The organism is Phycisphaerales bacterium AB-hyl4 (assembly GCA_041821185.1).
In the GTDB taxonomy this organism is placed as follows: Bacteria; Planctomycetota; Phycisphaerae; order Phycisphaerales; family Phycisphaeraceae; genus Natronomicrosphaera; species Natronomicrosphaera hydrolytica.
In genome coordinates this window covers 132,301-145,881 of the sequence record JBGUBD010000001.1, presented here as the reverse complement: position 1 = coordinate 145,881, position 13,581 = coordinate 132,301, and the positions used below count along the sequence as shown (strand labels likewise).

Annotated in this window: 13 protein-coding genes; 2 read left to right on the top strand and 11 right to left on the bottom strand. The window is 64.7% G+C overall.

Annotated features, from left to right (window positions below; translation table 11 throughout):
* Positions 1-17 precede the first annotated feature (17 nt).
* Positions 18-821 (bottom strand): phytanoyl-CoA dioxygenase family protein, encoded by an 804-nt coding sequence (locus ACERK3_00610; GenBank protein MFA9476782.1) that lies wholly within the window; start codon positions 819-821, stop codon positions 18-20.
* Between the two features lie 288 nt (positions 822-1,109).
* Here ACERK3_00610 and ACERK3_00605 point away from each other — a divergent pair, with 288 nt between their 5' ends.
* Positions 1,110-2,324, top strand: a complete 1,215-nt coding sequence (locus ACERK3_00605) for a mechanosensitive ion channel family protein (protein MFA9476781.1) — start codon at positions 1,110-1,112, stop codon at positions 2,322-2,324.
* 143 nt (positions 2,325-2,467) lie between these two features.
* Here ACERK3_00605 and ACERK3_00600 read toward each other — a convergent pair whose 3' ends face one another.
* The 3 genes from ACERK3_00600 to rplM all read right to left on the bottom strand — a co-directional run bounded on the left by ACERK3_00600 (position 2,468) and on the right by rplM (position 4,557).
* Complete coding sequence (locus ACERK3_00600; protein ID MFA9476780.1) at positions 2,468-3,427, bottom strand: hypothetical protein; 960 nt, start codon at positions 3,425-3,427, stop codon at positions 2,468-2,470.
* Positions 3,428-3,559: 132 nt separating this feature from the next.
* Positions 3,560-3,958: a 30S ribosomal protein S9 gene (gene rpsI / locus ACERK3_00595; GenBank protein ID MFA9476779.1), complete on the bottom strand. Its 399-nt coding sequence runs from the start codon at positions 3,956-3,958 to the stop codon at positions 3,560-3,562.
* A 149-nt stretch (positions 3,959-4,107) separates the two neighbouring features.
* Entirely contained in the window at positions 4,108-4,557 is a 450-nt protein-coding gene (rplM, locus tag ACERK3_00590; GenBank protein ID MFA9476778.1) for a 50S ribosomal protein L13, read from the bottom strand.
* 305 nt (positions 4,558-4,862) lie between these two features.
* Between rplM and ACERK3_00585 the strand changes: the two genes are divergently transcribed.
* Entirely contained in the window at positions 4,863-5,360 is a 498-nt protein-coding gene (locus ACERK3_00585; protein MFA9476777.1) for a hypothetical protein, read from the top strand.
* Positions 5,361-5,369: 9 nt separating this feature from the next.
* Here ACERK3_00585 and ACERK3_00580 read toward each other — a convergent pair whose 3' ends face one another.
* The 7 genes from ACERK3_00580 to aroA all read right to left on the bottom strand — a co-directional run bounded on the left by ACERK3_00580 (position 5,370) and on the right by aroA (position 13,544).
* Positions 5,370-6,794: an alkaline phosphatase family protein gene (locus tag ACERK3_00580; GenBank protein ID MFA9476776.1), complete on the bottom strand. Its 1,425-nt coding sequence runs from the start codon at positions 6,792-6,794 to the stop codon at positions 5,370-5,372.
* A gap of 31 nt (positions 6,795-6,825) precedes the next feature.
* On the bottom strand, positions 6,826-7,854 hold the full coding sequence (locus tag ACERK3_00575) for a UbiA family prenyltransferase (GenBank protein ID MFA9476775.1): 1,029 nt from the start codon (positions 7,852-7,854) through the stop codon (positions 6,826-6,828).
* Positions 7,821-9,047, bottom strand: a complete 1,227-nt coding sequence (gene eboE / locus ACERK3_00570) for a metabolite traffic protein EboE (GenBank protein ID MFA9476774.1) — start codon at positions 9,045-9,047, stop codon at positions 7,821-7,823. Before eboE ends, ACERK3_00575 begins: the two co-directional genes overlap by 34 nt.
* 90 nt (positions 9,048-9,137) lie before the next feature.
* Positions 9,138-9,938: a TatD family hydrolase gene (locus ACERK3_00565; GenBank protein MFA9476773.1), complete on the bottom strand. Its 801-nt coding sequence runs from the start codon at positions 9,936-9,938 to the stop codon at positions 9,138-9,140.
* A gap of 32 nt (positions 9,939-9,970) precedes the next feature.
* Positions 9,971-10,282: a hypothetical protein gene (locus tag ACERK3_00560; protein ID MFA9476772.1), complete on the bottom strand. Its 312-nt coding sequence runs from the start codon at positions 10,280-10,282 to the stop codon at positions 9,971-9,973.
* Between the two features lie 62 nt (positions 10,283-10,344).
* Positions 10,345-12,201: an ABC transporter ATP-binding protein gene (locus ACERK3_00555; protein ID MFA9476771.1), complete on the bottom strand. Its 1,857-nt coding sequence runs from the start codon at positions 12,199-12,201 to the stop codon at positions 10,345-10,347.
* Positions 12,198-13,544: a 3-phosphoshikimate 1-carboxyvinyltransferase gene (gene aroA, locus ACERK3_00550; protein ID MFA9476770.1), complete on the bottom strand. Its 1,347-nt coding sequence runs from the start codon at positions 13,542-13,544 to the stop codon at positions 12,198-12,200. Before aroA ends, ACERK3_00555 begins: the two co-directional genes overlap by 4 nt.
* Positions 13,545-13,581: the final 37 nt, after the last annotated feature.

Sequence of the window (13,581 nt, the reverse complement as noted above, 5' to 3'; positions counted from 1 at the left end):
GACGGTGCTGACCTCCCTTACCCCATCGCTTCTTCCTTGCTCACCGGCTTGAAGTCGGGTCGGCCGAAGCGTTGGGTGGGCACTTCGCCGTGTTTGTTGTGCTGATACGTGTCGGTGCCGCGGCACATGTAGATTTTGAAATTGGGGTTGATCGCGTAGTCGTTCCGGCACTCGGTGGCGGAGTAGCGGATGGCGATGCCGATGCGCGGGCGGTCGGACGTGTTCGGCCCTGAGCCGTGGACGAGGGCGTCGTTGTGCAGTGAGCACTGGCCGGGCTTGAGGTTGAGGCTTACCGCGGTGCTTTCGTCAAAGCTGCCGCCTTCGAGTTCGAGCGTGAGGATGGAGTTGGTCTGCGCCTTGTCGTTGCGGGTGTGCTTGATGATGCCGGCCTTGTGCGTGTCGGGGACGACCTTCATCGCGGCGTTTTCCTCATTCACCTCGTTGAAGGCGAGCCAGACGGTGACGGAGTGCTGCGGTTCCATCGGCCAGTAGTACGAGTCCTGATGCCAGCCGACGGTGGCCTTGCTGCGTGGTTCCTTAATGAAGAAATTGCTCGCCCACATGTAGAAGTCGGGCCCGAGTACGCCTTCGACCATGTCGAGAATCTTCGGGTTCATGCAGATGTCATAGAGGTATCGGCTGGTCTCGTGCCACTCGCGGATGTCCTTGGTGGTTTCACCTTCTTCGAGCAGCCTGGTCAGGTTCGGCAGTTCGTCGCGCAGCGCCGCGATCTCCGCTTCGGTATAGACCGGGGGCAGGCCGGTGAGATAGCCATGCTCGTCATAGAAGGCCTTCTGCTCATCGGACAGGCGGTAGCTCATCGACGATCCTCCGGCTGCGTTAAGGGAATTGAAGGTGCGTGGCGGTGCGTGGAACGCCGGAACGTGTGACCCGGCGAGGGTTGCGAACGCCCTGATTATAAGACGAAAGCCCCCGCTTCGCCGTGTTTGTGGCCCTGCCTTTCGGGCGGTGCATAGTATTCCTACGAGCGATGAGAGCGGGCAGATCCGAGGAGGGACGTTATCAGCAGATCCCGTGTTCCCCCAGCAAGGCGGCCGACGCAACGTACGGCCCGATCAAACCGGCGAAATGATCGGCCGAAGCGAGCCGTGGCGAAGCCGGCAGCGCGGACGCGCAACCTTCAAGCCACCGCGCAGTCACGCTTGCGCCGCTTTCGGCGGGGGTCGATGCTGGCAGTGGCGCTGACGGCGATGCTGCTGCTGCTGTGGGGCATTGAAGGCCCACCCCTGCCCGGCGTTGATGAGGCGGTGGCGGCGCGGGCCGAGGCGGACACACCGCCGGCCGACGAACCGCCGACCGACGATCCGGCGGCCGCGCCCGGGGATACGCCGACGCTTCCCGACGACCCCGCCGAAGCGATGGGCCAAGCCACGCGTACGATCCGCGACCTGCTGTTTGGCGCGTATGTGATGTTGCCGCGCATCTTCGTGGCGATCGTGCTGCTGGTGACTGCCGCGGTCGTGGGCAAACTCGTGAGCATGGTGCTGCGGCGCGTGTTGCGGAGTTGGAGCCGAGCGGACGCCTCCGCGGCGATGGCGCAGGTGCTTATCTGGTTGATTGCCGTCGGCGCTGCGCTAAGCGTGCTGGCCGGCGACGCGCGGGCGCTCATTGGTTCGGTCGGCCTGGCGGGGCTTGCGCTTTCGTGGGCGTTGCAGGCGCCGATCGAAAGCTTCACGGGCTGGCTGATGAATTCGTTCAAAGCTTATTACCGCATCGGCGACCGCATCGCGGTGGGCGACGTGTTCGGCGATGTCTATAAGGTCGACATCCTGACGACGACCGTGTGGGAAGCGGGCGGGCCGGACAAGCCGGTGGCCGGTGCTCAACCGACCGGTGCGATGATCACCTTTCCCAACTCCGAAGTGCTCCGGGCGAACATCATCAACTATACGCGCGAGTTTCCGTTTGTCTGGGACGAGGTCACCGTGCCGGTGGCCAACGAAAGCGATCTGCCTTACGCGATCAAGGTCATGGAGAAAATGGCGGGGCAGGTGCTCGGTACTGCGATGGCGGAACGAGCCGACCGGTATCGGCAGATGCTCGAGCGCGCCCGGATTGCGTTTGATGTCGAGGTGGAGCCGAGCGTATTCGTATCGCTGGAGGATTCGTGGACGGATCTGACCATCCGGTATCTCGTGCCGGCTCGGGAGCGCCGCCGGTGGGCGAGCCTGTTGCAGCTTCAGGCCGCGGTTGAACTGGACAAGCCCGAGCACCGCGGGCGAATCATACCCGGCTATCCGCGGGCAAACCTTCGTGTCTGGAATGATGACGGCGGAACAGGGTCAGGCGGGGCGACTTCCTGAGTGACACCGAAGCTGCTGTGTGGCACCCGCGCGGGTTCACATTTAGCTGCGGGCCTTGGTCCGCGCGTCCGGCCCTGCGGGCCGAAAAAGGCGGTGCGAGCACCGCTGCTAAATGTCACAAGTGATGAAGCTGCGTTGTTGATTTAGAACGACGCGGACAGGCCGAGGCGGACGTAGGGGGTGTCGCTGAAGTGGCGGATCGTGTCGGTGTCGCGGATGTCGTAGCCGCGCTGCAGTCGGCTGCCGAAGGTGTAGCCGCCGGCGGCGATGAGCTCGATGCGGTCGGCCACCTGCCATCGCGTGCCCAGTTCAGCATGGCGTTGGCGGAAGAACAGCCGACGGTGGCGGTCGTCGCCGTGCTGGTGGAAGGCGCGCTGGTGCTGGTTGAAGCTGGCGAACATGGCCCACTCCCGGGTGATGTGGTAGCGGACGTCGAGGTCGAAGGCGAACACGTAGTAATTGAACCGCAGGTGCCAATGGTCGTCCGGCCGCCAGTCGACACCGCTGACCGGTGCGCCGAGGGTCATGCGGAGCGTGTCGCTCATCTGCCGGATGTAGGCGAAGCCGGGGATGGGCACGTCGGGCAGGATGGCGCGATTGCCGTTGTATTCGAGGGCGAACATTAGCTGCGAGCGCTCATCCAGGCGTTGGAAGGCGAGGATGCTCGCCTTGCCGTACCACGCTCGGCCGTCGTTGAACGGGCGTGTGCCCGCGAAGCCGACCGCCAGCGGCATGCTGATCGTCCATTGCTCGTCTTCGTGCAGCAGCAGCCCCGTGCCGACGGAGACGTCAACCAGTCGCGGCGGCAGGGCGGGGTCGTCGGTGCTGAGGTTCAGGCCATACACGTCATAGCCGACGGAAGGCGAGCGTGGGTCGGTCGGGTCGAGGCGGTAGCGTGCGCGATCGCGGAAGCTGACGAAGTCGACGTCTTCGTCGGCCTGCCCTTTGGTGTGCGTTCGCCAGAGTTGCACCTCCGGCCGATGCTGCGCGTAAACGTCCTCCGGCCAGGGCTCGATCAGCAGCGGAGCTCCGGTCTGGGCGACCGCCTGCGTGGTGAGCATCGTCGACAGGCAGACCGCCATCGCAGCAAGAACATTACGCATTCAACACGCCTTCCGTTTCGAGGTGGGCCCATGATAAGCCAAACGCCGGTCGGCATGGCTCGGGGTAAAAAAACAGGACCCGCCGGTGAGGGCAGGTCCTGGTGGTGTGTGTGCGGTAGGGGAGGCAGGTGATTAACGCTTGGAGAACTGGAAGCGCTTGCGAGCACCGGCCTGGCCGTACTTCTTACGCTCGACCTCACGCGGGTCGCGGGTGAGGTAGGCGTTGTCGCGGAGCGTTTGTTCGAGTGCGGGGTCGTAGCCCTTGAGTGCACGAGCGAGGCCGAGCAGGACGGCCCCGGCCTGGCCGGTGATGCCGCCGCCGTGGACTTTGACGAACACGTCGAGCTTGCCTTCGGTTTTGGTGGCCTTGAGCGCGGCGAGGGCCTGCTCACGGTGCTGGGCTTCGGAGAAGAAGTCGTTGACTTCCTTCTTGTTGATGAGGAACTTGCCATCGCCCGGCTTGACGCGGACGCGGGCGACGGCCGACTTGCGTCGACCCGTACCCCACACAAACCCACCCTTGTCAGGCACGGCAGGCTGGGCGATCGGCTGCGTTTCGGGGGGCGCGGGCACCTCGCCCAGCGTGTCGCCGAGGGGGGCCGTCATCGTGGAAGTCTGATCTTCTGCCATCGTCTTGCGTTCCGTAAGGCGAATCGGGTTTGGTTGGTGAATCAGGTGGTTCAGGCGCTCTTGGCCGTGATTTCCAGGGCTTCAGGCTGCTGCGCGGTGTGCGGATGTTCCGGGCCGCGGTAGACCTTCATCTTGGAAAACTGCTGCCGACCGAGGCGATTTCGCGGCATCATCCGACGCACGGCTTTTTCAAGCAGGCGTTCGGGATGCTGCTCGAGCATCGTGCGGTAGGTGTAGGTCTTCAGGCCGCCGGGATAGCCGCTGTAGTTCTGGTACAGCTTCTGATCGAGCTTGCGGCCGGTGAAGTGCATCTTCTCGACGTTGGTCACGACAACAAAGTCGCCCACGTCATGATGCGGCGTGTACTCCGGCTTGTTCTTGCCCTGCAAAATGCGGGCAATCCGGCTGGCCAAGCGACCGTAAACCTGGTCGGTGGCGTCCACGACCACCCAGCGGCGGTCGACTTCGTGGTTTTTTGCGTGATACGTCTGGCGGTTCATCCGGCCCGCTCCAATGGTTACTGGCGTTCAATCGAGAATCAGGCAGTTTAACCGGTGCCTCGCCTGTGTCAAGGCGGGTTCGCGCGGGATCGCTCGGGCGTCATGGCCCGGGGCTTCGCGAGCCGACGAAAGGGCCTTGCCTCCCTTGTCACAGGCCCGGATTTGACTTATACTGCTCTGCTTGGCCCGGATCGGGGCAGGCACGCCGTTTCCGGTGTTTTCGCGTCTACTGTACCTGAAAAAACTGCGGCCGGTCGTCGCGATGCCCGTCGGCCGCGCGTTCGCTTACCAAGATTGAATTCGCCATGGCCAAGATCGCCATCAAACCCCGCATTGCCTGGGAAGACCGCTGGACACAGCCGACGCTGGAGCAGCTCATCGAGCCGCTGCGCGAGCAGACCCGCGAAATCTTCCAGGCCATGATGGAACAGATCGAGCAGATCGAAGGGACCGAGCAGCACCTGATCTGGTACGGCCCCGCGTGGCGGTGGACGATCGAGTATCGCATCCCCACCCACACCGGCGAGCCCGCCAACCTGATCTACCTCGTGCCCAACCCCGAAACGCCCGTGGTCAGCATCCCGCTGCCGGAAACGATCGTGGCGAAGCTGCCCGTTAAGCGATTGAACAAGTACATTCGCGACGGCATCCGCTCCGCCAAGTGTGCGGTCGAGCTGCACTGGGCGGTTTGGTCGCCGAATGCGAAGACCGAGGTTGAACACCTCGGCGACCTGCTCCGCCGTAAGCACAAGCTGCTGAACGACAACCCGAAGAACAACGGGCAGAAGAACGGGCAGAAGTAAGCCTTCGCTTTACGCGTCGACAGACAGGTCGTCGCCGGATGACGTCGCGTCGCCGAACATGGCATTGAGCACGACATCGTGCACCTTTTCACACGCAAGCGTATCGCCGTCTGTTTCGGGCATTGTGATGTCCGCCGGCGCGATCAGCACCGGCCGACGCTCGTCCGCGACGTCCACTCGGCCGTGCGATCCCTTGACCAGCGACGTATCCAGCGGGATCAGGTCCATCAGCGTCCGCATGTTCATCGCCTTGCTGCGCAGCAGTTTCATCGCCACGGCGAGCTTTGGATGCCGGATGGCCGGGTCGATGAACAGCTCGCGCGGGTCGTAGCCGGGCTTGCGGTGGATGTCGACCGTGCGGGCGAAGTCGGGCGCGACCGCATCATCATGCCAGTAGTCGTACGTGAACCACTTGCCGCGATCGGCGACAAGCACCAGCTCGCCGGCTCGCGGGTGGTCGATGCCGCGTTGCCGCTGCGCGTCGCGATCGAGCACCGCCTCGACGCCGGTGATACCGGCGCATAAGCTCGCCACCTTCGCCACCCGCTCCGGCCGACGCACATACACATGGGCCACCTGGTGATCCGCGACCGCAAACGCCTCGCACGCGCCCGCGTCCAGCAGCTCGCGCCCATCTTCGATCCGCACGCGCAAAAACCCCGCGTCGCGCAGCACCCGGTTCACTGCCACCGCCGCGTCCACCGGCTCGATGCCATACTCGCTGACCACGATCGGCGTCACGCCACGCTCATCGAAGTAGTCGAGCAATCGACCCACTTCGGCATCAATCTCGCGCACCGCGGCAGCACTCTCCGCATGCCCCGGCCCGAACTTCTGCAACGCATAATCCAGGTGCGGCAGATACACCAGCGTCAGCGTCGGCCGATGTTCGTCATACACCCGCATCGTCGCGTTGACGATCCACCTGCTCGATGTGATGTCCGCTCGCGGGCCCCAGAAGTGATACAGCGGAAACGTGCCCAGCTCGCGCTGCAGCGTGTCGCGCAACGGCGCTGGCTCGCTATAGCAGTCGGGCAGCTTGCGGCCGTCGGCCTTGTACATCGGCCGAACGTTCAACACCACGTCCGCCGAGCTGTACGTGTTATGCCACCAGAAAAGATTCGCACACGTCGCCGCCGCGTCCCGCCGTTTCGCCGCCTCCCACACCGGCTCTGCCTCGATCAATCGACTCGACCGATTCCAGAACCGCACCTCCGCCAGCTCGCGAAAGTACCACCCGTTGCCCACGATGCCATGTTCCCGAACCGGCTTGCCCGTGAGCATGCTCGCCTGCACCGAGCACGTCACCGCCGGCAGCGTCGGCCGCAGCGGTGTCATGCGGCCTCGTTCGACCAATGCACGCAATCGCGGCGCATCATCGCCGATGAGCGACGCACTCAGCCCCACGACGTTGATCAGCGCGACTGGCTTCATACCCATCATCCTCCGTTTGCCGCGAAGCGCATTACGTCCCCGTCACCCGCCGCTGCCACAGCAGCGTCGCACCGAAGCACACCAGCGCCACGCCCGCGAACGCCGGGCGACCCATCAGCGACAAAAAGTACGCATCAATCAGGCACATCCCCGCCAGCCAGCCCATCACCGCCGGCCTCGTGTGGGGCGGGCCGTCGCTGTACTGCTGCGCGCATCGGCCAAGCCACAGCAGCACGCACAACCCCACCACCGCCGCCAGCGCCACCATCTCCACCGTCGTCGGCACGACCGACATCATGCCCGCGATCGCCAGCACGGGCAGCGCCCACGCGAGCAGCCGCCGTCGGCCGACTTCCGCGTCATTTTCCCGACGGGCGAGATACGTCATCGCCGCGGTGTACAACGCGAGGATTATGGCAAACGGCAGCACGATCCGCCCGAACGCCGCCCAGTACGCGCTCATCGGAACCGCCACGGGCGCTGCCGCCACGGCCGCCGCCGTCACCGCCGCCGCGACGACATACACCCCCCCGCGGTTGATTCCCATGAACGCCACCGTCCACGCCCACCGCCGATGCAGCGCGTTATACGCCACGATCGACACCAGCAGCGCCGCGCTGAAAACCGTTGGCCAAAGCCCCGTTCGCGCGATGACAAACATGCCGATGAGCGCAAAGACCACGGTCGCGATTACCGCCGTCCGCGTCGCGAGTCGGCCTGACGGGATCGGCCGCTCCGGCCGACGCTCGCGGTCATACGCGCGGTCAAACACATCGTTGAGCACCATGCCCGCGCAATAAAACATCGCCATCGCAATCAGCACCGGCCAGCCGTCATGGATCAGCACCCGCCAGAGCGTGACATGGTCTTGTTCGACGCGCGGATAGCCGCCCCAGATCGGTCGGCCGTACACTTCCAACGCCATCGCCAACCCCACCAGCACGTTGCTCAGCACCGTCGGCAGATTCGACAGCCGCGTCACCTCCAGCCACACACGCATCGGCGGATGCTCGGGGTCGATCGGCTTCATGTTCTGCTTGTCATCCGCTTGCTCAGCCACGAAAGCTCCTTCGCAATGCCGTCCGCCAACCGCTCCACACGCAACGCCGTCGGCAGCACACCCCACGCATACGTCTCCGCCTCAAAATGTTGCACGCCCATCGCTCGCGCCACAGGCAGGCAGCGCTCGATCGCCCCCCGCGTCGTCCCCAGCGTACCGATCTCATCAAGATAGATCGGCACATGAAAATGAACGCGCCACTCCCCACCCGGCGAAGCCCACGGCGTCACGCCGTGGACGTCTTGATCTTTCCCACCTTCCCGCTTCATCGCCTCCCCCAGATCATCATAAAACCGCACTTGCCCGTCGTCGCTTCGCACGGCCGTCTGATGCAGATATCGGTCTTCCGCAAACCCGCGTAGTTCGTGCATCGCCTGCTCGCGGGTTGTTTCGTCCATCGCATCAAAGTCTACACGCACGGCCGACGACACCTGCACCTTGCCGACCTTCAGCCCGGCTTGCGTGTATCGCCTGAGCGCCTCGCCCTGGTCTTCAAACATCACCGCGGCGTGGCAGACGTCATGGCAGATGCGCAGGTATTCGCGCACGCTCCGCTCGTCGGGGTTGTCCAGCAGGTAGCGGTTGAAAAAATCGACCACGTCCGTGCTCGTGCTCAGCAGGCAGCCGGGCTCGGGTTCGAGATCGACATGAATGAGCTTGCCCGTATCCAGCTCCACGCGGGCGAGTTGGTGAACGAGGTCGAGCAGCCGGGCCGCTGCATTTCGCTTGGCGGTTTCGATGTCGCCGTCGTCGCGCATCAGGCTCGGCCAACCGAGCGGCAAGGTTGAGATGCTGCCCGTCATGCCGTCGGGCAGCAACTGGCTGAGGATGTGCACCAGGTCGAGCGTGTAGTCGAAGCGGGCCTGTTGTCGCCAGTCGGGTTGGTAGACGTCGTGTTTGACGACGCGTTGGTGAAAGTCGCCGAACGGGAAACCGTTGAGCGTGTGCGCGACGAGGCCGTGCACATCGAGGAACTTGCGCAGCAGTTCGATCTGTTGCGTGTCGATCAGCTCGCGCGCGACCGACGCGGACAGCCAGAGGCCGACGCCCATCGGCGCGTCGGGCGACACGCTCGCTTTCACCGCGAGGGCGTGTGTTTCAAGGTTCGCAAGCGTCTGCTCCAGCGTCGTGCCCGCGTGCACGTTGGTGCAGTAGCCCAGCGTCGGCCGACCGTCGATAGCGTCACACATCATCCCGCGAGTGTAACGCACCATTCTCCGCCATGTTTCGCGGCCGCCCCGCAGGGGCGCTGCGTTGCGCTGTGAGCCCCCGCGGGGCATCCGCTAAACGCTGAACCGCGTGCACTGCGACAAAAACGCGTGCGGGTTGTCGTATGTGATCCGCGTCACGGTCTGCACATCATGCCCTCGGCCGAGCATTTCCTGTCGGCATTTCGGCACGCTCAGCGGGTCGCTCGGGCCCCAGTCGCCGGCGGAGTTAATCCATAGCCGTTCGCTGCCATACGTCTCGATGATGTCCACCGCGCGTTGCGGCGTGCACTTCGTGTCCGGGTATAGCGTCATCCCCGCCCAGTAGCCGGCGTCGAGCACCTCGCCCACCGTGTGCTCTTCGACGTGATCGATCAACACTCGGCCGGGGTCGATCTTCGCGTTGCGCTTGATCGCGTCCATGATCAGCCGAGTGCCCTTGAGCTTGTCTTCGAGATGCGGCGTGTGCACGAGGATGAGCTGGTCATGCTCACTGGCGATCGCGATCTGCTCTTCGAGAATCGTCAACTCGTTTCGACTGTTTTTGTTCAGCCCGATCTCGCCGATGCCCAATACGTTCGGCCGACTGAGAAACTCAGGGATCAGCGACATTACCTCCCGCGCAAAACCTACGTCCTCCGCTTCCTTCGGATTGATGCACAGCCAGCAGTAATGCCGTATGCCATATGTCGCCGCCCGCTTCGGTTCGACCTCGGTCAGTTGACGAAAGTAATCGTAAAACCCCGCTGGCGAGCTGCGGTCAAAGCCCGCCCAGAATGCAGGCTCGGTCACCGCGACGCAGCCCGCCATCGCCATGCGGACATAGTCGTCCGTCGTTCGGCTGACCATGTGAATGTGCGGGTCGATGTAGTTCATGCGGTGGGGGGTGAGGCTTGAGGCTTGGGGGATCAGGCTTGGGGGTTGTGAGCGCCGGTGGCGCCCTTCGCGCCTGCGGTGGGGATGGGGTCGGCCGACGGATCGGAGAACACCTCAAGCACCCGCCGGGCACGGCCAGGCTCGCCATCGCGCAACACGTCGATCGCACGAAGCAGCGCCGCGATGCGGTAGTCGTCGGCCTCGGCAGGGGGGCTGCCCTCGGCTCGATCCAGCCGATCGAGAAACGCCGCGACGTCGAGCAGCTTTGCGCGATGCTCAAGGAAATATCGCTCGATCACCTGCTCGCGTGACAGCGGACATGTGCTTGCCGAGCTGTTGGACATGCTTCGACCTTTCACTCAATGCGTGCAGCGGCGCATGAATCATACGCAAGCAGCCGACGCGTCTACGCGCCTGCCTTACCGCTGGGCATCAGTTGCGTGCGGGTGAGCGTCTGGTAGATCGCCGAGCGTTCGAGCAACTCGTGATGCGTACCCATGTCGGCGATCTTGCCCGCTTCCATCACCACGATGCAGTCCGCGTCGACGACCGTGCTCAAGCGGTGAGCGACGATGAAAGTTGTCCGCCCTTCGCGGAAGCTGGCGAGCGCTTCGCTGATCTTCGCCTCCGAGTCGGTGTCGATCTGGCTGGTCGCTTCGTCGAGGATGAGGATGGCGGGGTCGCGCAAAATGGCTCGCGCGAGCGCGAGGCGTTGCCGTTGACCACCGGACAGGCCCGAGCCGCTTTCGCCCAGCTTCGTGTCATAGCCGTCGGGCAGCGCGGCGACGAATTCGTGAGCGAACGCCGACTTCGCGGCCCGCTCGATGGCGTCGCGTGTGATGTGCCTTCGGCCGTAGGCGATGTTGTCCGCGATCGTGCCGGCGAACAGGTAGGTCTGCTGCGTCACCACCGCGATCTGCGATCGCAGTTGGCGGAGGTTGACGTTGGCGATGTCCACGCCGTCGATGAGCACTCGGCCTTCGCTGGGGTTGGTCAGGCGCGGCAGCAGGTTCAACAGCGTGCTCTTGCCCGAGCCGTTGGGCCCGACCACCGCGATCGTCTGGCCATGCTTCACATGCAGGTCGACCTGGTGCACCGCGAAACGGTCGGCGTTGGGGTAGCGATAGCTCACATGATCAAAGTGCACCTCGCGACTGTGTCGCGGCAGCGGCTCGGCGTGGCGGTCTTCGCCGCGCAACGTGTTCGCTTCCACCGGCAGGTCGAGCACTTCGCGGATCCGCCGTGCCGCGGCGGACGACTCCTGCAAGTCGTTATTGATGTTCGCCAGCGGCCGAAACGAGCCGCCCGCCGCGCCGAGCGCCAGCAGCACCATCAGCAGATCCTGTGGCTGGCGCGATTCATCGTGAAACACCATCCACGCCGCAATGAGCGTGACGATCATCACGCCCGTGATCGCCAGCAGCTCAATCACCGGCGAGCTCATCGCGCGGGCTTTGCGGGCGCGCATTTCCTGTCGGAGCACTTCGCGGTTGATCGTGCCAAAGCGCCTGCGTTCGTACCCCTCGGCGTTATGGGTTTTGACAACGGGCAGCGCCTGCATCGATTCCTGCAACGCGCCGGTCATGAAGCCGTAGGCCTGGAACGCGCTGCGTGCCGCGCGTCGGATGCGCTTGCCGAACTTGCGGATGCACACGTAGATGATCGGCAGGCCGACGAGGAAGATAAGGCTCAGTTGCCAGTCGATCAGCACGCCGACCATGAGGAAGGCCGTGCCCACCAGCACGTCGCGGACGGCTTTGCCCATGAGCGCTTCGAAGCCGCGGGCGAGTTGGGTCGTATCGCGGACGACGCGCGAGAGGTTGTCCGCCGTGCCGATGGTGAGGATGGTTTCGATCGGTGCGTGCAGCAGGCGGTGGAAGGCGTCGCGGCGGATGCGCAGGATAGTCCGCATGGAGACGGTGATGCTCGTGAGGTGGTGAAGGTAGCGCATCGCCGAGCCAAGGATCGCCAGCACGAAGATGATGCCCAGCAGCATCGCGAGCCCCGGCAGTTGGCCGGCGGGCACCCACTCGGCGAGGTGGGAGACATCGCCGAAGATGCGTTGGACGCCGTCGCTGTCGAGGCGTTGCGCGACCACGTCGCGGACCGTGCGTTCCTGCCGGAAGATCTGGTCGATCACCCACATCAGCGTTGCGAAGCCGCCGAAGGCGCACAACGCATCGAGCAGCGCGGCGCCAAAGCCGAAGGCCAGCAGTCGGCGGTAATCGAGCATGCGGCGGGCGAAAGCCCAGAAGTCATTCATCCCATGCGTCCCTGCGCCGCGGCGGGCGATGCGCTCGCGCCGCGCAGCCGGTCGAGGTAATCGAAGTAGTCGGGAAACGTCTTGTTCACGCAGGCCGGGTCGTTGATGACCACGCCCGGCGAACGCAGGCCCGCCACGGCGAAGCCCATCGCCATGCGGTGGTCGTCATACGTGTCGATCGCGGTCGGCCGCAGCTTGCCGTCGCCCGGCGGTGTGATGCGCAGATCATCGCCGACCACATCCACCGTCGCGCCGAGCTTCGTGAGCTCGTTCTGCAACGCGGCCATGCGGTCGGTTTCCTTTACGCGCAGGTTGCCCACGTTGCGGATGGTCGTCGGCCCGTCTGCGAACAGCGCCACTGGCCCGAGCGTCTGAGCCGTGTCGGGCATGCGGTTGAGATCAACGTCAACGCCGCGCAACGGTTGGCCCGTTGCTGGCGATGCGACGGTGATGGCGTCGTCCGACATCGTCACCTGTGCGCCCATCTGCCCGAGCACCTCGGCGAAGCCGACGTCGCCCTGCAAGCTCGCCTTGCCGAGGTTGGTGATGGTGCATCGGCTGCCCGGCATCACCGCCGCCGCGGCGAGAAAGTAGCTCGCGTTCGAGGCGTCAGGCTCGATCGCATACGCACGCCCGGCGTACGTGCCGGCTTCCACCCGTACGCGCGTAAACGCTTCGTCAACGCTTGCTCGCGCGCCGAACGCCTCCATCACCGACAGCGTCATTTCAACGTATGGGCGTGACGTGACCGCCCCCTCAAACCGCAGCGTCAACCCCGCCCGGCAGCAGGGGCCGACCATCAGCAGGGCGGTGATGAACTGGCTCGACAGCGTCGGCCGCATGATCAGCTCACCGCCTGCGAGCCCGCCGCGCGAGCCGACGGTCAGCGGCGGATAGCCGGCGTTGTCGAGGTATTGCACGTCTGCGCCGATCTGTCGCAAGGGCTCGACCAGCTCGCCGATCGGCCGTTCGCGCATGCGGGCGATACCGTCGATGCGGTACGGGCCTTCACCGAGCGCACACGCGGCGGTCAGCGAGCGGACACACGTACCGGAGTTGCCCAGATGCAGCTCCGCCTGCGGCCGCGGCATCGCGCCGCCCTGGCCTGTGACGGTGACGGCTCGGCTGCCTTCGTCGATCGTCAGGGCAAAGCCCAGCCGACCGAGCGCGTCGAGCATGTGTCGTGTGTCATCGGAAAACAGCACCCCGGTCAACGTGCTTTGCCCGGTTGCCAGCGCAGCGAGCAGCAGCGCCCGGTTGGTGAGGCTTTTCGAGCCCGGCAGATCGTCGATGGTCAGATCGAACGCGGCGGGCAGTGGCGTGATGGCAAGCTGGTCGGGCATGGGCTGATTATGGCGGGTGGCCGAAGTTCGCTGGCCG